Source organism: Rhodococcus sp. T2V, assembly GCF_029269925.1.
Lineage (GTDB): Bacteria > Actinomycetota > Actinomycetes > Mycobacteriales > Mycobacteriaceae > Rhodococcus_F > Rhodococcus_F koreensis.
Map to the genome: position 1 here is coordinate 1 of NZ_JARJBD010000084.1, position 20,852 is coordinate 20,852.

The 20,852-nt window shown below is 62.2% G+C and carries 16 protein-coding genes and 3 pseudogenes; 10 read left to right on the top strand and 9 right to left on the bottom strand.

Features of this window, described 5'->3' with window-relative positions:
* Positions 1-14: 14 nt before the first annotated feature.
* From pgi to P3H15_RS41515, 3 genes and pseudogenes are all read left to right on the top strand, one after another.
* Positions 15-1,585: pseudogene (gene pgi / locus P3H15_RS41505) on the top strand (glucose-6-phosphate isomerase).
* Positions 1,573-1,878, top strand: a complete 306-nt coding sequence (locus P3H15_RS41510) for a WhiB family transcriptional regulator (RefSeq protein ID WP_124396367.1) — start codon at positions 1,573-1,575, stop codon at positions 1,876-1,878. Before pgi ends, P3H15_RS41510 begins: the two are co-directional and overlap by 13 nt.
* Before the next feature lie 47 nt (positions 1,879-1,925).
* A complete protein-coding gene (locus P3H15_RS41515; protein ID WP_276142607.1) occupies positions 1,926-2,096 on the top strand; it encodes a hypothetical protein in 171 nt (56 codons plus the stop codon).
* 132 nt (positions 2,097-2,228) lie between these two features.
* Here the strand turns inward: P3H15_RS41515 and P3H15_RS41520 are convergent.
* Positions 2,229-2,842 (bottom strand): annotated as a pseudogene (locus tag P3H15_RS41520) (hypothetical protein).
* A 438-nt stretch (positions 2,843-3,280) separates the two neighbouring features.
* Between P3H15_RS41520 and P3H15_RS41525 the strand changes: the two are divergent.
* Positions 3,281-3,610, top strand: coding sequence for a hypothetical protein (locus P3H15_RS41525; protein ID WP_276142608.1), 330 nt, complete (start codon positions 3,281-3,283; stop codon positions 3,608-3,610).
* A 118-nt stretch (positions 3,611-3,728) separates the two neighbouring features.
* Here P3H15_RS41525 and P3H15_RS41530 read toward each other — a convergent pair whose 3' ends face one another.
* Positions 3,729-4,022 carry a DUF4193 domain-containing protein gene (locus tag P3H15_RS41530; protein ID WP_276142609.1) on the bottom strand — a complete coding sequence of 98 codons (294 nt, stop codon included), beginning with the start codon at positions 4,020-4,022 and terminating at the stop codon, positions 3,729-3,731.
* 653 nt (positions 4,023-4,675) lie between these two features.
* Here P3H15_RS41530 and P3H15_RS41535 point away from each other — a divergent pair.
* Positions 4,676-4,903 carry a hypothetical protein gene (locus P3H15_RS41535; protein WP_276142610.1) on the top strand — a complete coding sequence of 76 codons (228 nt, stop codon included), beginning with the start codon at positions 4,676-4,678 and terminating at the stop codon, positions 4,901-4,903.
* Between the two features lie 387 nt (positions 4,904-5,290).
* Here P3H15_RS41535 and P3H15_RS41540 read toward each other — a convergent pair whose 3' ends face one another.
* The 4 genes from P3H15_RS41540 to P3H15_RS41555 form a co-directional block, all read right to left on the bottom strand.
* A complete protein-coding gene (locus P3H15_RS41540; protein ID WP_276142611.1) occupies positions 5,291-6,040 on the bottom strand; it encodes an alpha/beta fold hydrolase in 750 nt (249 codons plus the stop codon).
* 802 nt (positions 6,041-6,842) lie between these two features.
* Positions 6,843-8,264: an NAD-dependent succinate-semialdehyde dehydrogenase gene (locus P3H15_RS41545; RefSeq protein WP_276142612.1), complete on the bottom strand. Its 1,422-nt coding sequence runs from the start codon at positions 8,262-8,264 to the stop codon at positions 6,843-6,845.
* A 223-nt stretch (positions 8,265-8,487) separates the two neighbouring features.
* Entirely contained in the window at positions 8,488-10,113 is a 1,626-nt protein-coding gene (locus P3H15_RS41550; protein WP_276142613.1) for a thiamine pyrophosphate-dependent enzyme, read from the bottom strand.
* A gap of 145 nt (positions 10,114-10,258) precedes the next feature.
* On the bottom strand, positions 10,259-11,158 hold the full coding sequence (locus P3H15_RS41555) for a LysR family transcriptional regulator (protein WP_276142614.1): 900 nt from the start codon (positions 11,156-11,158) through the stop codon (positions 10,259-10,261).
* Between the two features lie 95 nt (positions 11,159-11,253).
* On the opposite strand from P3H15_RS41555, the gene P3H15_RS41560 reads away from it, so the two are divergent.
* Positions 11,254-12,621 carry an MFS transporter gene (locus tag P3H15_RS41560; RefSeq protein WP_276142615.1) on the top strand — a complete coding sequence of 456 codons (1,368 nt, stop codon included), beginning with the start codon at positions 11,254-11,256 and terminating at the stop codon, positions 12,619-12,621.
* A 19-nt stretch (positions 12,622-12,640) separates the two neighbouring features.
* The gene (locus P3H15_RS41565; RefSeq protein ID WP_276142616.1) at positions 12,641-14,287 is read left to right on the top strand and encodes an amidohydrolase; all 1,647 of its coding nucleotides are present in this window, start codon (positions 12,641-12,643) and stop codon (positions 14,285-14,287) included.
* Positions 14,288-14,634: 347 nt separating this feature from the next.
* Here P3H15_RS41565 and P3H15_RS41570 read toward each other — a convergent pair.
* A pseudogene (locus P3H15_RS41570) lies at positions 14,635-14,828 on the bottom strand (helix-turn-helix domain-containing protein); the annotation flags it as partial.
* A gap of 158 nt (positions 14,829-14,986) precedes the next feature.
* On the opposite strand from P3H15_RS41570, the gene P3H15_RS41575 reads away from it, so the two are divergent.
* Both P3H15_RS41575 and P3H15_RS41580 read left to right on the top strand, forming a co-directional pair.
* The gene (locus tag P3H15_RS41575; RefSeq protein WP_276142618.1) at positions 14,987-15,196 is read left to right on the top strand and encodes a transposase family protein; all 210 of its coding nucleotides are present in this window, start codon (positions 14,987-14,989) and stop codon (positions 15,194-15,196) included.
* A 301-nt stretch (positions 15,197-15,497) separates the two neighbouring features.
* Positions 15,498-15,692, top strand: a complete 195-nt coding sequence (locus P3H15_RS41580) for a hypothetical protein (RefSeq protein WP_276142620.1) — start codon at positions 15,498-15,500, stop codon at positions 15,690-15,692.
* Positions 15,693-16,193: 501 nt separating this feature from the next.
* Here the strand turns inward: P3H15_RS41580 and P3H15_RS41585 are convergent.
* A complete protein-coding gene (locus P3H15_RS41585; protein ID WP_346348837.1) occupies positions 16,194-17,228 on the bottom strand; it encodes an IS630 family transposase in 1,035 nt (344 codons plus the stop codon).
* 1,067 nt (positions 17,229-18,295) lie between these two features.
* Positions 18,296-19,432, bottom strand: a complete 1,137-nt coding sequence (locus tag P3H15_RS41590; protein WP_276142621.1) for a PLP-dependent aminotransferase family protein — start codon at positions 19,430-19,432, stop codon at positions 18,296-18,298.
* Positions 19,433-20,361: 929 nt separating this feature from the next.
* Between P3H15_RS41590 and P3H15_RS41595 the strand changes: the two genes are divergently transcribed.
* Positions 20,362-20,523 (top strand): hypothetical protein, encoded by a 162-nt coding sequence (locus P3H15_RS41595; protein ID WP_276142622.1) that lies wholly within the window; start codon positions 20,362-20,364, stop codon positions 20,521-20,523.
* Positions 20,524-20,852 lie beyond the last annotated feature (329 nt).

The window sequence follows — 20,852 nt, forward strand, 5'->3', positions numbered from 1 at the left end:
CGCACCTGCGGGAATTGTTCGACACCGACCCGAACCGCGGCACCGACCTTGCCCTCACCGCCGCTGATCTCTACATCGACTACAGCAAGCACCGTGTCACCCGCGAAACCCTCGGGCTCCTGCTGGATCTGGCCCGGGCGGCGGGGGTGGAGGAACGCCGGGACGCGATGTTCGCGGGCGCACGCATCAATACGTCCGAGGATCGCGCGGTGCTGCACACGGCGTTGCGGATGCCGCCCGAGGGTGAGGTGATCGTGGACGGGCAGAACGTGATCGCGCAGGTGCACGCGGTGCTCGGTCGGATGGGCGAGTTCACCGACCGGGTGCGGTCCGGGGACTGGCGAGGGGCCACCGGGAAGCCCATCACCACCGTGGTCAATATCGGCATCGGGGGTTCGGACCTGGGGCCGGCGATGGTGTGCCGGGCGTTGCGGCACTACGCGGACGGCCCCGATGTGCGGTTCGTGTCGAACATCGACCCCACGGACCTGCTGTCGACTCTGAGGACCTCGATCCCACGAGCACGTTGTTCATCGTGGCCTCCAAAACGTTCTCCACGCTGGAGACGATGACGAACGCGGCCGCGGCCCGCCGGTGGCTCACCGACGCACTGGGTCAGGACGCGGTGTCCCGGCATTTCGTCGCCGTGTCCACCGATGCCGAGCGGGTGGCCGCGTTCGGCATCGCCCCGGACAGCGTGTTCGGGTTCTGGGAGTGGGTTGGGGGACGGTACTCGGTGGGGTCGGCCGTCGGGCTTGCGGTGATGGCCGCGATCGGCCGTGATCGCTTTGCCGAGTTCCTCGGCGGGTTCCATGCCATTGATGAGCATTTCCGTACCGCCCCGCTGGAAGCGAACGCGCCGGTCCTCCTGGGTCTGCTGGGGGTCTGGTACGGGAGCTTCTTCGGTTGCGATTCTCGTGCGGTGCTGCCGTACTCGCACGACCTGGCACGGTTCCCGGCTTATCTGCAGCAGTTGACGATGGAATCGAACGGCAAGTCGGTACGGGCGGACGGGATCCCGGTCGGTGCGGCGACGGGTGAGGTGTTCTGGGGTGAGCCCGGGACCAATGGTCAGCACGCGTTCCATCAGCTGCTGCACCAGGGCGCGCGGTTGATTCCTGTGGACTTTCTGGGGTTCGCGCAGCCCCTCGCTGATCTACCGACCCTCGACGGGGTGGGGTCGATGCACGGGGTGTTGATGGCGAATATGCTCGCTCAGTCGAAGGTGCTGGCGTTCGGCAAGACAGCAGACGAGATCGCTGCCGAGGGTACCGAGGCCGAGCTGGTCGCGCACAAGGTGATGCCCGGAAACCGGCCCTCCACGACGATTCTCGGAACCAGGCTCACCCCGTCGGCCCTGGGCCAGTTGATCGCCCTGTATGAGCACCAGGTGTTCGTGCAGGGAGTCGTGTGGGGTATCGATTCGTTCGACCAATGGGGCGTCGAACTCGGCAAGACATCAGCATTGGAACTGGGGTCGGCCCTCTGGGGGCCTGAGAGTTCCGTCCGAGCTGGGGACAGCTCCACCGACGGGTTGATCAACGAGTACCGGCGGGCACGGGACGGACACCCATGCCTGCGTTGATGTTGAAACTTCCGACACCGGTCGCCGAGTCCTGGGACTGGCAACTGGCCGCCGCCTGCCGGGATGCTGACCCCACGGTGTTCTTCCACCCCGACAACGAACGCGGCGAACCACGCAAGAGTCGGATACGTGAAGCCAAGCGGATCTGCCGACGTTGTTCCGTGCGCGCCCGGTGCCTCAACTATGCACTCGAAGCCAGGGAACGTCACGGAACGTGGGGCGGATACACCGAAGACGAACGACGAACACTCCACCGACAGTCCGCGCAGTACGAGCGAGACCGCGCTTCCTGAACCCGCGGACGCTGCGACACTCGCACGATTCAGGGCAGGATGAGACCGTGAGCGCCCGGACTGCATCCGACCTCGAGCGTGAACTCGCGATGCTCGCCTTCGTTCGTGGTCGTCTCCGGGCGTCGGAGGGCGATGATGTCCGTCTCCCGACCTCCGCCGTCGATGAGGTTCTGGACGAGCTGGGCAGCCTCGCACGATCGCCGCGGGTCCCGACCTGATCCGCGCGCAGCCTGCGGGGTTGAGATGACACGTCGTCCCGCTGGTGACTCGTGATCGCGCTGACACGATGACCGCCGGGTGCTGTGGTCGGTCCGCCCGACGGGGGATGGAGTACGCGACGTCGCTCGAGTCTATCGCGGTGGTCTGTCGAACTGTTTCCACTCGTGTGCCCAGCGCCGCAGCCGGTTTCGGTGGAACAGTGTGTGTGCGAGTGCGGTGGTGAGGACGACGGTGCCGGCGGTGAGTGCCCAGACCCCGCAGGCGGCGGTCACCGCGAGGACGGTGTTTTGCCGGCTGTTGGGGATGGGGCCGGTGAGGTTGCCGTCGGCGTCGACGCTGATGGTAATGGTCTGGCCGGCCTTCGCCGGGGTGTCGGTGGGCACGGCTCCGGTGCGTTCCCCGTGGGGTGTGGTCCAGCGGGCTCGGGCGGTGTGCTGGGTGCCGACGGGCCGAATCGCGTAGTCGGGGTGTCGGGGGCGAGATAGGTGTCCTCGAGCAGGACCGCCGGTACCTGGTGCACGGCGGCGCGCAGCGTGTGGGTTTGCTGTTCGAGCCGGGTGTGCGTCACGGTGCCGAACGCGGCGGCGACGGGGATCAGCAGCACGACCACGGCCGCGGTGAGCAGCACGATCATGGCCTCGATGCGGTCGCTGGGACGCATCAGGTGGTTGCGGCTCCACGGGCCAAGCCGCCACCACCGGATCGGTGCGGCCACCGGTACCGGTGCCGGTTCCTCCCGACGCATGGTCACCTCCAACGCGATTGCGCTCCCCTTTCCTTCGATTGTGCGACGGAATCCGACGCGACGTTTCTGACGCATTGCTCCGCGAGCGCAGGAAAGGCTCACCCGGGGTGTTTCAGCCGGAATGCTCGCGGCTGTAATCCTCGACTGGTTCGTGCATGATTTCCGGTGCTCGCGGTGCTGGTGCTGCGTGAGTTCGTCGAGTCTGTTGTTCAGTGGCAGTAGCAGTGGGACTTACCGTTTGGGGGAGGCGCTGCTGATGCCGGGTCCTGCGGCAGGGACCGGCAGCCTGGTGCCGGCCCTCTCGTGCAGGCTCGACGCCGCGAGGCAGGCGTCGTTGCCGTGTATGACGGTGTGTTCGTGCAGGTCGGGTCGCGTACCGTGCCGGTCGGTGCTTATGCTCGATCTCGGGAGTTTCGCCGAGCGAAGAGGTGCATCAACATGGCCCGATACAGCGGCAGCCGGCCGGTCGATGGCCCGGAGTTGACGGTCGGTGTCCGGGTGCTGGTCCGCAGGAGCTCCGGGGCCGATCTCACCGGTGAGGTGGTCGAGGATTATGCGGCGGTGACCGACCCGGGCGGTGGTGGGCACGAGTGGGCGCCGGTGCATCGGTGGGCGGTCGCGCTCGACGACGGGCGGCTGGTCTTCGCCGACACCCAGGATCTGACCGTCGATCCGGGCTTTCACCGCTCCGCCCCGAATCCGAATCCGAATCCGAACGCGGGCCCGGGGTCGGCTGTGCGGGCATCCGGCCGGCACCGGGGAGAATGACGGCGGCAGATCGCGCCGCCCGCGGATGAGTCCGCCCCCGGAGGTGTCGGGATGTGGGTTCCCTGTGCGGTGACGAGCCCGGAGGGGGCCGTGGTACCGGCGGGGCCCGGGTGTTCGGTTAGGTGCAGTCCCGGCAGATCAGTTGCGCGGGGTCGGCGAGGCGGCTGCGGTGGTGGACGAGGAAGCAACTGGTGCAGGTGAATTCGTCCGCCTGCTTGGGAAGGACGCGGACGGTCAGTTCCTCACCGGACAGGTCGGCGCCGGGCAGTTCGAAGGATTCGGCGGTGTCGGTGTCCTCGACGTCCACGGCGGGGGACTTGGTGTCTTTCCGGCGGGCGGTGAGCTGTTCGAGGGATGTATCCGAGGTCTCGTCGGATTCGGTGACTCTGGGGGCGTCGTAGTCGGTGGCCATGCCTGGTGCGTCCTCATGTTCCTCGGTGTTCGGACCCGCCACCCTAAAGGGTCCGACGGCGCGCCACGCTTTCGGGGTGTGGCGTGCGGTGGCTAACGTCTTGGGGCGGTGGGGGATCGTGCGGCGCCGGTTCGGCTCCGTACGGCAGGTTTGCCGCTGGGGCGTCCCGGCGGGTGTCGGTTCTTTCATGCGGTCAGTGCCGTGTCGGTGGCGCGCTCGCGAGCGTGCTCTGCCGTGACCCGAGACTGGGAGGCTTTCTGTCATGCAGCAGCTTCTCGCTGATCACGAACTCCTTGTCACCGTGGTGATGGACGATCTTCCGTTGACCGGCACGGTGCCGGATCGTATGGTGCGACGTCGGTGTCGGCGGGGGACGTGGCTGGATGCCGAGCCGCCGCGCACGGTGCCGCGATCATCGTCCGACCGAAGATTGTCTCGAAGCCCTGCAGGCTCACCCACACCGACGGCACTGCCGCGTCCGTGGCCGTGACGGTGATCCGGGCGGTGGGGGTGCGTGGTCCGGGTGGTCGCGGGTTTTCGGTGATTCGCGGTCTTCGGGTGTGCGTTGCCCGATGCGGCGACCAGAAGGGTCACGGTCGCCCGGTTTGCCGCGGCGTGGGGGACGTTGTGCGCTACAGCGGATGCCGCACCGGATGGTGGTGGCACTGCTGAGCAGCAGTAGTGGTGGTGGGGAACGTAGCCAAGCGCAGCCCCCGCCAACGATGGATATCAGCTGGCAGGGGCGCTACACGGTCATCCTGCACAGTGGTGTGCGGGGCAGTAGTGATTTTGGTGAGCCGCAGCAGGGAAATCCAGGGAATGTGATCCATGCCATCGCACATTTCTCGGACGCCTCGCCGCCGTGTTATGAGATGGCCTGACGTTCGCTGCGGGGTTTCCGCCCAGATGTGGATCGTTGTGCATCGGTTGGTGGTAGCGAATGCGTTTCGCTTGCCCCCGGCGCCGCCCTGGTCATGGAGGTGGGTCTGGTGTTCTCCCGCCCCGGCATCGGCCTGCGGGCGGCGGCCGGTATGGCGGCGTTCCGCTTTCGGTCGGCCCCACTACGTTGTTTCGCTGCCACGGCGGCATCGAAATGCGATTGCCGAATACCGATTCGGTGCTCTGGGACACCCGTTCTTGATCGCCAGTCACCGCGACGGCGTCGTCGATTTTCGCCACCAGCCTGTTGCCTGAACACCGCAGCGCTGGCCGCGAAACGGCGGAAAGACCGTTGCCCGCGGCCTGCACGCGCACAGTGCCACGAGACATCACGGCATACCCTCACCGGTGGCCGCGGCTAGCCAGGCGAACAATTCGCGCACTCGATCTGGCTCGGTGATCATCACGTCGTGCACGCTGGGCCAGCGGTACACGGTCCACGCGGGATCGCTCTCGACGGCGGCGAGTGCCCGGTCGAGATGCGTCCTGTTCTTCCAATCAGTGCACCGCACGTAGATCTTGTTCGCAATACGGCTGCCTGCACCGGTCAGCGACAGCGGATCCGAAAAGGCGCGGATCGGGTGACCGGTTAGGTTTTGCTCCACCCAGGTGACGTCCGTTGGGTTGGTGACGCCGAAATCCGCAGCACTGAAGTAGTCGGGAGGCACGAGCCATCCGTCCCCGCGTTCGGCGGCCTGCCGTGTGAACGCGGCGATCATTGGACTGTCGTGGCCGGCGATGTCGAACATCGATTCCCCGTCGCTGGGAAGCACAGCATCCAGATAGACGAGGGTGGCTATGCGTTCGGGGATGGCATCGGCGACCCCTGTGATGACCATCCCGGCGGCGCTGTGGCCGCACAACGCGACGTCGGTGAGGTCCTGCTCTGCGATGAGGTTCACGACATCCTGCACGTGGGTGCGGAGAGTGACGTCCGGGGATGCTAGGTACGCCCGGTCACCGAGACCGGTGAGGCTGGGGGCGTAGACCGTCCACCCCTCGTCTTCCAGAAGTGGACGCACTTTGTCCCAGCACCACGAGCCGTGAAATCCACCGTGAATCAATACTGTTGCAGGCATGGCAGTTCCTTCCCTACCAAGTGGTTCGGGTGAGTCGACCGCTACGATACCGGTCGTAATCGGCTCAGGATCGTCGAGATGTCGTCGACGTTCTCGAGGTTGTGGCGGAACTTCGCGATCAGTTCGTCGACGGTCACGGCATCGTGTACCCGCGCCGCCCAGCGTTAGATCGGTGCCGCTCCGCATACGAGCTACGTTGTGCTGGTGTAGATTTTCATGCCGGGACCGGTGCCTCTTCCGGTGAAGAAGGCCCGCGCGTTCGACAACGGACACACCTACGCCGACAGCAAACTCGACAATGCGGCAACGCCTCACCTCGCGCACACCCGCATCCGCGAACTCGACACCGAAAACTGTGAACTGCGCGATCAAGTCGCACGGCTCCACGGCCAACTCCGCACCCATTGCCTCGGAGCCGCCAGTGTCATAGACACTGGCTACGACACAATTCCGAGCTCAGCTACCGAAACGGCTGATCGGGCCTACGATAGCCATCGAAATAGAGAAGTCAGCTTCGGTTCTTCTTCGCGGCGGTGCTCGACCGCAATACCAAGTGTTCATTGACTACATCGAGGAAGAACAAACAAGGAGTGCGGCGTCGAGCTGATCTGCAGGGGTGCTCACCGAGCATAGCCTCCTGATCGTGCCGTTCACCTACTACGACGCTCGGCGCCGCACTCTGAAACGTGCGAGCGTTTGATCAACGAAGACCGCTTCGCTGCCACGTCGACCATGTTTCGAGCCCTCATGGGCTTTCGGTCCTCGGAGCTCTGAAAACTGTAACGTGCGCATGATTCTGAACTCACGCAAGCGTAGCTGTTCTTGCGGGGTGAATATACAGTAGTCGCTTGTTTACGAACTCTTCCATGCCGAGCGGCCCGAGCTCCCGTCCGAATCCGGATCGTTTAACACCACCAAAGGGGAACTCGGCACCTTGGGCGGCTGGGACGTTGACGTTCGCCATACCGACTTCGAACTTTTCGGCGAAGTTGCGGGCACGCTCAGGGTCAGTGGAAAATACTGCCGCCCCGAGGCCGAAGGCTGTGTCGTTCGCAAGTTCAAGGGCTTCCTGCTCCGAACGCGCCCTGTATACAACGGCGACCGGCCCGAACAACTCTTGTGAGTACGCTTCCATCTCCGCTGTCACACCTGTGAGTACCGCGGGCGCATAGTAGGCAGCACGGCCGTCAACCAACGTACCCCCCGCGTGAAGGGTTGCGCCTTTCGCGACGGCTTCCATGACCTGTGCGTTGAGTGTTTCGGCTGCTTCCCGTGACGACATCGGCGCGTACGTGCTGTCCTCGTCGACTGTGGGATCTCCAGGTTTGAGTCCTCGTGCGAGCTGAACTAGTGCGTCGATGAATTCGTCATAGATTTCGTCCATGACAACGATCCGTTTGTTAGAGTTGCAGGCTTGCCCCATATTGTGAAGGCGCATGCGCCACGCCGCCGCGGCCTCGGCCTTGACGTCATCAGTATCGAGCACAACGTATGGGTCTGAACCACCGAGTTCAAGCACGGCCTTCTTCAGATTCTTGCCGGCGAGTTGTCCGATTATCGCGCCTGCTCGCTCGGAACCCGTTAGTGAAACTCCCTGTACACGCGGGTCTGAGATGATGACAGCGATCTGCTCATGTGTGGCGAAGAGATTGTTGTACACCCCGTCGGGCAGGCCCGCTTCGTCCATGATCTCCTTAATGGCAAGTGCGGAACGTGGGCACGATTCAGCGTGTTTCAAAACGATCGTGTTGCCTAGTACTAGGTTGGGCGCTGCAAACCGGGCTACCTGGTAGTACGGGTAGTTCCACGGCATGATGCCGAGAAGGGGGCCGACGGGACGTCGTTGAATGACGGCGCGTCCGCTTTTGGCGGTATCGATTTCTTGGTCGGCCAGCAACTTCTCACCGTTGTCGGCGAAGTAGTCGAAAATTTCGGTACAGAACCGTGCCTCGCCGACCGCCTGAGATAGTGGTTTACCCATCTCTTCTGTGATGATGCGACCGAGTATTTCTGCTTTCTCGGTGAACAGCTGTCCGATGCGTTTGACGATTGCGGCACGTTCTTGGGTCGAACGCTGGCGCCAAGATCCGAACCCTTCGTGTGCTGATGCGAGCGCGGCTTCTACTTCGGTGTCGGTAGCCGCTGTGAATGATTCCACTACCGCACCGGTCGCGGGATTTGTTACGCGGTATGACGAGTTGCTGGATGCCGACAATGACTGCATGGATAGGTGTGCCCTTCTTGTCATTCGATTTAAGGCCGATTCGCGCTTGTAACAGAGTTTCACTCACATGCTGCTCATCGGTCGGTATACGGAGATGGAGCATTCCAGAGCGTGATTGCTTGCAGCGATTCATCGGTAACGGAAATTGCAGAGGTCGGGGTCTACTTCCTTGGTGAGGCGCAATGGTTTTGCGTCACCAGCTTTGTGGGTCACCGATCCTGCGTCAGGGCAGAAGCACGCCGGGGTCGTACACATGGATGAGGGCGAATCGGCCATCGGCGACCGCCTTGAGAGCACGTTCAACGGCGGGGACCGCCTCGTCGCTGTCACGCACGGTCTCGCCATGGCCTCCGTACGCTCGTGCGAGGGCGGCGAAGTCGGGGTTGACCAGTTGTGTTCCGGAAACACGGCCGGGGAAGCGGGACTCTTGATGTGAGCGAATCGTGCCGTACTGGCCGTTGTCCAGGACCGTGATGAGGAAGGCTGCGCCGTGTTGCGCTGCAGTGGCCAACTCTTGGCCGTTCATGAGGAATTCGCCGTCGCCCGCGACCGCAATGACCGTACGGGTCGGGTGTTCGAGCGACGCCACAACGGCGGCGGGTATCGAGTAGCCCATCGACCCGTTACGGGTGGCCAGTTCGCTTGGATAACTGTTGACGGGGAGCATCTGAGCCCACGCGGTGTGGTTTCCCGCGCCGAGTGTCTTTAGCACGCCGTGCGTGCGTTCGTTGATCGCGCGCATGACGGTTGTCATTCGGGCCCCGGTGCCGTTCGATCCACCCAGAAGTTCCGCTCGCTGGGCTTCAAACTCCGTACGACCGGTGACGGTCCATTGCTGCCACTCTTCCTTCCGGTCGAGGTTCAGATCTGCTACCGCACAGGCAAAGGCGTTCGGTGAAGCCAAGATATGAGATGTAACAGTGCCGGAACGCCCGCGTAGGCTGGAATCGATTGTGACAAGGATGTTGACGGCATTGGATTGTTGCCGGAGCGTGTATCCGCCGGTGACGACATCTCCGGGAACCGTGCCGACCGAGATCAGTACGTCCGCGTCGTCGAGCATGCGCGCAGCATGTGGTGGTCCACCGAAAGCGAGTTGGCCGACCAGTGACGGTGACGATGTCGGCACCCGATCTGCTGCATGCCATTCCTGCACGATCGGGATTCCGTTGCGCTCGGCGAAAGCCGTGACGGTCGCTGCTGAGTCGGAGGTCCAACGCTCACCACCGATCAGAATCAATGGCCGCTGAGCGACTCGAAGATGGGCGTCGAGATCGTCGAGATCGGTATGTGACACGGCACCTTCGGTGACCGGGATCGGGTCATGCATGTGTCCTGTGAACGGTGCCGCGATAACGTCTTCCGGCAAACCAACAACGACTGGGCCGGGTCGCCCACTGTGTGCCGCAAAGAACGCCTCCGCGATAACCTCGCTTGCCCTCGAGGGTTCGTCGAGGACGAACACGCGCTTGGTTTGCGTGCCGAACCATCCGTACGGATCGAACTCCTGGAACGACTCGCGCATGCGGTCGCTCACGGGAACAAGGCCGACGAGCAGGACGAGAGGGGTGGCGTCCTGCCAGGCAGCGTGCACCGCCACGAAGGCGTTCGAGGCTCCGGGGCCCCGGGTGACCAGCGCAACGCCGGGAATGCCCGTGAGCTTCCCGTGCGCCTCGGCCATATAGGCTGCCCCGCCCTCCTGGCGACAGATGACGTTATGGATCTTAGATCCGTGAAGGCCGTCAAGAACTGCGAGGAAGCTCTCTCCAGGCACGGAGTACACACGGCGCACTCCGTGGCGTTCGAGTGACTCGACGATCGCGCGGCCTGCATGGATGGGCTTGGTCATCCGAAGTCTCCTATCCGCTAGCTCGCTGCCAGCGAACGAGAGTTTACGAACGCAAATCCATACCAACAATGACCAACATTCTCTTCCAGCTATCGATTTCTGGAATACCTAGTGTGGCGCGGGGGCTTACCCATGAGGGCAAACGTCACCCACCAGATGCATACAGCGTTTCCAGGAAGAGCGAGAGCCGACGTGCAAGGGATTCCATTGTCGACGCCGCATAATGGTGGGGTAGCCAGGTCATATGAAGGGAGATCATCGGCCCGCTCACGCCGGAAACATCATCGACGATCGCGACGTTCCATGCTCGGCCGGGCGCGCGTGCTGTGGTCACGCCGACTCTGCGATTGCTGATCGCCAGCGCGATCGTCGTCGAGTCCACCTCACACACCAGGTGGTCGGTGAGCGCGAGACCGGCACGTCGCAGGCTCCGGTCGAGTTCCTGACGGCTGATGCTGGTGGTGGGCGGGACGACAAGTTGCTCGCGCACGAGTTCGACCAGGGTGATCGATTGGCGGTGGGCGCGCGCCCAGCGATGGTCGAGCGAGACAACCGCGTACACAGGGAAGCGCCCCAGTTCGACGGCAGACAGATGCGGGGACGGTGGTACGGGCGTGATCGCGAAATCGGCTCCCTCGAGAAGCGTCTCCTCGACGTCTAGATGGCTGACCTCTCGAGAAGTGATGACCGGATCGTCGGAGGTCAGGGATGCGACAAACGGTGCGAGCAGAGCGTGTCCGGTTACGGGCGTAGTTGCGCACTGAAGGTAAGTGACCTCGCCCGCGCGCAAGCGGGCCGCCGCGCGTAGGGCAAGGTCGGCTTGCGAGACCAACGTTCGTGCGATCGCACCCATCGCGACACCACTGGGGGTGGGTACGAGCCTGCCCCGCTCCCGCTCGAAGAGACGTAGACCTAGTTCCTTCTCAAGTAGTTGAACCTGGCGGCTCAGTGCCGGTTGTGCCACGTGGAGGGTCTCCGACGCGGCGGTAAGGGTTCCCGCATCAAGCACGGTGAGAAAGTAGGTCAGACGGCGCAGATTCAACATAGGTATCACAATCGGCTATAGCGAGCTTCGAATTTCGGTTATGGACAGTATGGCCGGTCCAGGGACATCCTGGACTCTCACGGTGCCGTCGCACCATGTCAGCCGCGGCTCAACAGCTTGAACAGACACCCGAGGAAAAAAACATGGTCATCTCCTCCGCCTCCGCGGATGTGCGTCGCCGTCGAGCAGTGGCCGGCGCGTTCGTCGGCACCGCAATCGAGTGGTACGACTTCTTCATCTTCGGCACCGCGGCCGCCCTCGTATTCGGGCCGGTCTTCTATCCAGACGCGTCACCCGCAGTTGGCGTTCTCGCAAGTTTCGCGACATTCTGGGTGGGGTTTCTCACCAGGCCGATCGGGGGAGTACTGTTCGGGCACCTCGGCGATCGTGTGGGTCGCAAAAAGGTGCTCGTCACCACCTTGTTCCTGATGGGAGTCGGCACCACTGGGGTCGGCCTGCTGCCTACCTACGCGCAGGTCGGGATACTTGCGCCGGCCCTACTGGTACTCCTGCGCTCCGCGCAGGGCCTTGCAGTCGGCGGAGAGTGGGCCGGTGCGACGCTAATGGCCACCGAGAATGCAACCGTCAGTAAACGCACATCCGCTGGCATGTGGGTACAGCAAGGCTCGCCAGCGGGTTCAATCCTCGCAACGCTGATCTTCCTGCTAGTCGGGACGCTCCCAACTCAGCAACTGATGACCTGGGGATGGCGTGTACCGTTCCTATTGTCTGCCGTCCTCCTCGTCGTCGGACTCTTCATCCGCTCGAAGGTCGAAGAGTCCGAAGACTTCAGGGAAGCCAAGCAACACCACAACGTCGTGCGTGTACCAGTCGTCGCAGTCGTCCGAACCGCGCCTGGCGTAGTCCTATTCGGGATCGCAGCGAGCACACTCGCTATCTCGAGCGCGTTCTTCCAGAACACCTTCCTCTTATCGTGGTGGACGAGCGAGTTGTCGCGCCCTCGTCAGGAAGTCCTTCTTCTCGGTCTTGTCATGGCCATCTTCCAGTTCATTTGGCAACCGATCGCCGCCCGGATCGCCTCACGAATCGGCCGTGACCAAGTGATGATGTTGGGCGCCACACTGTCGCTCGTGGTGACTGTGCCGTACTTTCTCGCAATACTCAGCGGCAACATCTGGCTCGTCGGGACCGCCATGCTCGTACTCGTGGTCGGTGGAGCCAGCTATTACGCCATGCTGGCAAGCTACCTCTCTGCTGCGTTTCCCCCCAATGTCCGATACACAGGAGTCGCTTTGGCCAACGGATTGTGCGCCATGATCATCGGCGGATCCACACCCCTTCTGGCCCAAGCGATCCTCGGTGTCGCAGGACCGTGGGGAGTCGCCACCTTCTTCGCCTCCCTGTCCACTGTCACCCTCGTCGGTTTGACCGGCATGCGATGGATCCTTCGCCGCCGCACAGACCCTGCGAACGCCGAGTCCACGTTGACCCGAACCCTATAGAGCAAGGAGCAGACCACCCATGCGTGTAGATGCCATCTACCGAAACGGTCAGTTTTGGACCGGTGACCCCAATCATCCCGAGGCACGTCAAATTGCCGTGCATCAGGGGCGAATAATTGCCATCGACGAACTCGACGGAATCGAGCCGAAAGCGGAAGTCGATCTCGGCGGTGCGCGCGTAGTACCTGGCCTGCACGACGCCCATCACCATCTCGGCCTCACTGGTCTTCGCCTTGCGAACGTCGACGTACGTCCGAGCATGGTTTCGACCCTTGATGAGTTGTACACCGCGCTCGAGGAGCGCGCGGCACAGTTGCCACAGGGTTCGTGGGTACTGGCCAGCGGCTACGACCAGAACTTTCTCGGTGGGGTGCATCCCACCGCCGACGCGATCGACAAAGCCGTAGGCGGACGTCCGTGTATGCTTGAACACGTTTCCGGACATATGATCGTTGCCAATACAAGAGCATTCGAACTTGCTGGCTACCCGAATCGCGAACGATACCCAAATATAGACGGTGGGCGGGTGTTCCGCGATGACGACGGTCGCGCCCAGGGGCTCCTGCAGGAGACTGCAATGAATCCTATTCGGGACGCCGCCGCCACCCTGTCAGACGCCGACATTCTCCGTAATCTCAAACTTGCAAGTGATCAATCGGTCGCATATGGACTCACGAGCATTACCGAGCCAGGCGTCGTCGTCGACGGTCGAATCAGCGGCGGAACCGCACTGCATCATTATCTTTCGGCGATCGCCGACGGGATAATTCGTCCACGTATGACGGTGATGCCCTTCCACTCGACGTTACATGCTATCGCCGACGGCCCTTCCGGATGGCAAACACTCGACTGGGGGATCCGAACCGGGCTCGGTGACGACCGACTACGCATCGGCCCAGTGAAGATAGTCTCTGACGGCTCGCTGGTCGGCCGCTCGGCAGCCGTGCACGACTGCTACTGCGGCGAGCCAAGCAACTTTGGAGTCATGCAACTATCCCCTGAAGACCTCCACGAGGCACTGATCGCATACCACTGCGCCGGCTGGACAGTTGCCACACACGCAATTGGAGATCGCGCCATCGACCATGTCCTCGACGCAATCGAAGCGGCGCAGACCAAAGCCCCCCGTACGGTGCGTCACCGCATTGAGCACTTTGCGATTGCAACCGATGAACAGGTGCGACGATGCGCTGAGTTGAACGTCATCCCCGTCCCACAAGGAGTGTTCATCTCCGACTTCGGCGATGGCATACTTGACGCCGTAGGTCCCGGGCGCGCCGCCGGCACTTATCGTATGCGGTCCTTGCTCGACGCTGGCATGGTGGTACCCGGATCGACCGACTCGCCCGTTTCCAATGCGAATCCGCTAGTGTCAATCCATGATCTCGTCAACCGCATAACAAGCAGCGGACAGGAGTTCGGTCCGTCCGAACGAGTGAGCGTCGAAGAGGCGCTGGTTGCGTATACCTTTGGCTCAGCGTACGCAGTGGGTGTCGAGGAGATGCGCGGCAGGCTAATGCCCGACCAACTTGCCGATTTCACCGTGCTGAGTCATGACATCCTCCGGATCGATCCCGCCGGGATCCGCGATATCGGCATCACAGGCACGGTGATTGGTGGAGAGTTAGCCTACGAGTCGAGCCTCAAATCTCATGTGAATGGCTGAGCAACTGAATGAGAACGTGCTGATACGGGTGTGCATCCAACCCACGGCTAGTGCCACGACTCGTGTGCGAACAACTACATTCGCACATACAGCTGACGGTTGCGATGACCGATTGAATCAGAGCCTGCCGGTGCGTATTTCACACGAGGCGATCTATCAATCGCGCTACATCGAGCGTCGCGGCGGCTTGGAGCGGGACTGGTCGCGTGCTCGCTGACCGGTCGGGCGCTGCGGAACCCGTGTGCCCGAGTGCGGATGCAGCGCACCGGATTCATCACCTGATGAGGTGACCATCGGCGCCCGTCCGGAGGAGGGTTGAGAACCGGAGGACGTCGAATCACATCGGGCAGTTTGTCCTGCAGATATTTTCTCGCAACCGACTGTATTCCGCGAGCTTCGCCGGTCTTGGGCATCGCGTGGCGAGGTCGGCCTTTCACTGTGTGGTCGACGCGCAGTATTCGAGTTTCCCAGTGCGGGTGGCGGCGTTGCGACGCAACTCTCGCGAGATCGTCGATGGTGACCGTCCGAGTCGGTCGGCGATGTTTCAGTTTTCAGGTTCTGGACTACTTTCCGTGACGGTGTGACGGTGTGACGGTCCGCGTGTCGCTCTGCGAAGGCATCGATCGTGCAGGCGATGATCTTGCTGGTGTTCCTCAGAGCTGCTGAGACCTGCGTGTACTGCCTCCGCACCTGACAGGTGTGGCGATCGATTCCATCGACGTAACCGCTGGCGGGATCCGAATCCGGGCGTCTCCGCTGGCGCAGTCCGCTTCGTGCCCGGCCTGCGAGGGTTTGTCGTGGCGGATTCACAGTCGTTACGACCGCACTCTCGCCGACGCTTCGATCGGCAACCGGCCCAGTCGTCTCGTGCTGCGGGTGCGTCGGTTCTTGTGCCCGTCCGTCGGGTGAAGTCGACGGACCTTCGCCGAGCAGATTGAGGGGCTGACCGGGTCATATTCTCGACGCACCCCGCTGCTCAGTGGGATCCTCGCGCGGATCGGACTCGCATTGGCCTGGCGAGCGGGTGCGCGGTTGGCGTTCACTCGGGGAGTGCACGTCGGCCGTTCCACCTTGTTGCGGCTGGTCCGAGCGTGCCGGACCCGTCGAGGAGCACAGTGGAAGAGCTCGGCATCGACGACTTCGCCCTCCGGCGCCGACACCGTCGGCCCGTCAATGTACTCACTGATCGGCGAGCCGGAACCGTGGCTGAGTGGCTGAGAAAGCTCCGGGAACCCGGGTGATCCGCCGCGACCGCGCCGAAGCCTACGCCGAGGCAGCCCGCGCCGGTGCGCGGGAGGCGATCGAAGTCGCCGACCGCTGGCGCTTGTGGCATAACCTTGCCAAGTCCGTGGAGAAAACCGTTGCTGCTCATCACTATTGTCTGCGATCTGCGATCTGCGATTGATCCGGAATTGGGCAACGCACGCACCGCTGGCGGACACCAGCGGTAGGCTGCGGACGAGATGATCGCGCACGCCAGAAGAGCTCGGTCCTCACAGCGCGCACCGACCGCCGTTTCGCGGACGTTGTCGCCGTCAAGGAACAGGGATTACCCATTTCGGTGATCTGTCAGGAGCTTGCGCTGGCGCGCAACACGGTCCGGCGGTTCTACCGCGCCGCCGATGCCGCCGAGCTACTCGGCATTCCATGCGCGGGCCGTCCCCGCCTCTTGGACGAGTCCGCCGAGTACCTCCACATGCGGTGGGGCGACGAACATACTACCGCTTCCGTTCTCTACGATGGACTTCGGACAATGGGATACCGCGGAAGCTACACCACCGTCCGCGACTACATCCGGCTGCTACGTAAGGCCGGGGCTGCCCCGGTCCGAAGGTGGCTACGACGGTGGGTGCCGAAGGTGCGACGGAATACATCCTACTAAGGCGAGCGTAAGTATGTCGACTGGTTATGCGGCGGCGCGGATGTAGGCGAGGTGGGGGTCGGCGAAGAAGCCGCGGACGAGGTGCGGCATGCGTTGCAGCCGCCGCAGAGCCCGGGTGCACAGGGTCTTGAATTGGTCGGGTCCGGTGATGCCGGAGCGGCCGATGCGGTCATGTTTGACGTTTTTCCAGACCCATTCGTCTGGGTTGAGTTGGGGCGAGTAGGCGGGGATGCGGAACAGGGTCAGTTGGCCGCCTGTGGAGTCGGCGAAGGCGGTGACGGCCTTGGATCGGTGGACGGGATGTCCGTCGAGGATCAGGAACACCGGCCCGTCGTTGTCGCGGAGCAGGCGTTTGCAGAAGTCGATGAACTTCGTTGCGGTGAGGGTGCCATCGATGATCGAGAACCGCAGAGCACCTTTGGCACTGATCGCGGAGATCATGTTCACCGAGAACCGGGCCCCGGTCGCCGCAACGACCGGGGTGTGCCCGACGGGCGCCCAGGTGGTGCCGGCGTGGTAGTCACTGCGCACGGATGCCTCGTCGGTGAAGTAGATCGTCGCTTTCGCCTTCTTGGCCTGTTTCTGGATCTTCGGGAACGTCGTGCTCTTCCACTGCTCGACGGCCTCGGGGTCGGCCTGATACGCCCGGTAGAGGGGTTTCTGCGGGGACAATCCCATCGCTTTGAGCCACCGGCCGACGGTGACCTCGGACATCGTGACCCCGAACTCGCGGCCTATCACCTCGCGAATCATGTTCCGCGTCCACAAGGCGAACTCGAACTCGAGCTGACGCGGATCGGTGCCGACGATGATCGAATACAGCCTCGCCAGCTGATCGCCGGTCAAGGTGGGAGGTCGGCCGGGCACCGGTTTCGCTTCGAGCGCCTCCCAGCCCCCGGCGCGGAACTTCGCGACCCACCCGTAGACGGTCTTGCGGTGCAGCCCCAACGTCTCGGCGACCTGTTCGGGATGCACCCCGGCCTGAACCTGCTCCACCGCACGCCTTCTCAGCACAGCAAGGGTTGCATGGTCGAGTTTGCGGCCATCGTTATCTCGCACACCATGATTCAATCAGGCACACGGCCAAATAGTCGACATACTTACGAACTAATTAGTAAATGTTGGAGAACCGCGGAACATCGGCGGCCAGCGCGATCCGTACCACCTTCGACCACGTCCACAGGCTCAATGGCTGGGCGTGATTGCGGCGGGACTCCGACAGGAACAGCGTCCGCGTGCCCGGCTGGGTCTCGCCCGGTGCGCGAGATAGTCCGACGGGGTGGGGACTGTCCCGAAATGTCCAAACTCATCGACCTCACGCCGCGGGCGACTCCCGCACCACACGAAGAAGCCACTGATCGTCGACGCAAGCAGATCAGTCCGTCAGGTTCATCACATTGACCGCTGCTGCCGCAGCATCGCACTTCTAGTGCGATGTCACGTCTCCCCGCAGTAGTCGAGTACTTCACGGGTCCTTCGCACTCGCATTTCGAATTCTCGCTTCGAAATCCCATATCGGACAAACACTTCACTATCGGGTACGCCGCCAAAGGGAGCCCAAATTTGGGCATCGCGCAACATTTCTTCCGGTAGTGATAGCGCAGCCATCCGGCGAGCTTTGCCTCGTAACTGGCTGGTCCTGCGGGCTCTCTTATAGGTTTGAATATCGTCCTCTACCCTCGTTGTCCGACTCGGTGACGTGCGTGCGTCTACGTCATCGTCTGCTTTTGGCTGAACGCGTATGTTAGTCAAGTGTGTACCCGCCTCTCAACTGGGCAATTATTTTGCAGTGAAGTCCTTGTCGGCTAAGCAGAGAATGGCAGACAACTACTGCGGCTATTGGGCACGAAGGCGCGTGTCCGACAGAGACATTTGCGCCAAGCCGCATATAGGTCCGCAATTGATGTCCTGAAGTCTATTTTCTCGACAGGACCATCTATGTCAATTAGTTTGTCAGGACAAGGCACTTTCGATTGTCGTCTAGGGTAATTGTCCGCGTGCGCACGCAACTAGGACAATTGTTTCCTCGGGTCTCCAGCAGCGTCAATATTGTGAGGATGGAGATGAGTAGAACTCCTACGACATACCAAGAGAAGGCTTGCGAACCCCAGCTCTAGTCACCGCCGCTACCTGCCCGCCCCAGCCGTGGCCCGAAGGGCGCCGTTCTCGGTGAATACCTCACCGAGAATCTGTAGACCTGTGTTGATCTGATCGACCGAAGGCAGACAGAATGACAGTCGGAGTTCGTTTCGGCCACTTCCGTCGACGTAGAAGGCAGTGCCTGGAACGAAGACAACACCCCGATCGATGCACTCGTAAACTAGCGACTCGGTGTCGAAACGCTCCGAAACGCTGGCCCAGATGTAGAAGCCCCCGCGTGGCCGGTTCCACCGCGAACCCGCGGGGAGAGCATGCTCGAGGCCGGCGAGCATGACATCGCATTTGTGCGAGTACAAGCGCCGACACTTTTCGAGTCTGGACATCCAGTCGGAATTGCTGAGATACGCCGACATCATCAATTGGGAATAGACGGAGGGGTTAAGAACGGTGGACTCGTGCGTAGTCACCAAGTGAGGAACCAGGTGCGCCGGAGCGTGCACCCAGCCAATTCGCAGACCGGGCGCGAACATCTTGGAGAAGGATCCGAAATATAGTGTTATATCGGGAAACTCGGAGACTATTGCGGGTGTCATTGTATCGTCAAACCTGAGCAGTCCGTATGGGTTGTCTTCAAAGATGAGTATGTTGTGCTGGCGGCATAGTTGGCCCACGGCGGTGCGACGGTCGGATGGCAGAATGGTGCCGCCGGGGTTTTGAAACGTCGGGATCGTGTACAGTGCTTTTGGGCTCTTTCCCGCTGCGCGCACGGCGGTAATTTTGCGCTCGAGATCGCCAGGGTTCAATCCATCGGCGTCGGTATCGACGTGCACAATCTCTGCTTCGAGCCCGCTGAAGACCGCCATACCACCTGCGTACGTCGGGCCTTCTACGAATACCACGTCGCCGGGATCGATCAACACCCGGGCGGCGAGATCAAGCGCCTGTTGGCTACCGCAGGTGACGACAACATCCTTGGGTGCAGCGGTCACTCCTTCCAATTCCATGACCGAACAGATTTGACGTCGCAACTTTTCGACCCCCTGGCCGGCGCCGTACTGCATCGCGACTGGGCCGGAGTCCAACAGAATGCGAGACGCGTCGTGGGCGAGTTTGTCAAAGTCGAGCTCACCTAGATCCGGTGCACCGCCCGCGAAGGAGATCATCCCGGGTCGCTGCGCCGCTGCATACACTTTGCGAACTTCGGACGGACGCTTCGCTAGTGTGCGGCGAGATAGATTTTCGAAATGTATATCCACAATTGCTCCTCAGTTTGTCGGAAATCGATGTCGGGTCAGCGTCGCGTCCCACGCAGCGACATACAGGCCAAGGCTTCGAATGGGCTGTCGGCTGTGTCCGGATCTGCCACGACCATCAAATTGGCTGTTGCGCAATAGAGCGTCGACCGGCGGGACCTCACGCGTGCGGATCCGAACCTGACCGTCAGACGGGCGTTGGCGGGCAGGCTAGTAGCCTGATTATCCCGCCTGCACCCAGAAATCCTGGAGTCAGAGCGGGAATCGGACTCCCCACCCTGCTGGGTCCAGCCGAGGTATATGGAAACAGGCACTTTCGGCGATGACACCATCTGGCGCAGCAGTATTGGCAGTTGCATTGCTGGCATGGCTACAGTCGACTAGCGCCGAGTGACTGTGAGTCCTGATTCCCCCGACGTACCGCCATGTCGCGGGAACGAATACCAGAGTGTGCAGTCGCGACGAGTCGAGGGCTGATGCGATTGCCGCAGGAGTACGGCGACGGCGGCGGAGAGCGGGCAACTCCGCCGGTGTACTGCGCTTGCGCAGTAGACGCCGATATCGGTGGTTCGCGCTTCGTCCGTAGATCGAACCCGGAGACCAACGGTCTGAGCGGAAGCGTCCTATTACGAGTCGGCTGCGAGCTGGTGGCATTGGGGAGAATGTGCGCGGATAAGCCAATGGGACACTCCTCATGGACGCTCGGAGAATTCAGAACTTCCGCCAAATCGCGACGGCATGTTCGATCATCCGCAGACGGCAATCATGCTGTCCAAGACCAGTATTCTCTGCTTGCCATACTTCAGCGGCATACGTGCATGTCAGGCTCTAGGAGAGGAGTGACCATTCCGCCCGATGCGGGGATGTTTTTGAGAGACTGCCGTTATCTCGTCGACGCGTTCGATGAACTTCCGGGCGTCGGCGACGACCTAAAGACCACCGGTGATGTCTGCGACCTCGTCAGCGATGGCGGCTGTGTGACTCGATTGCAGAATCGATGATCCTCCGTCTTGGGTGACGATCACGTTTGCATGCTGGTTCGGCGCAGGCAGGATCGGTATCGCGACGCCAATGCAGTCAGCGACCGCAAGCGGGTGTCGAGCGCACGGACGCTCACAAAGACATTCACGACGAGAATGTCACCGCCGCGCAAGCGCAGCAGATTGGCACCCTCGTGGCCCAGTACTGCAACGAAGTGTCGATGCTTGCAGTGGTTGGCGCGGGCTCAGGCCTGGCTGGCGCGGCGCCAGCTCGACCACTGCCAGACGTGAACAAGGCGTGTCGCACCGGACCGGTGGCGCGGTTGAGTAGTCGCCGGATCTCGTTGATT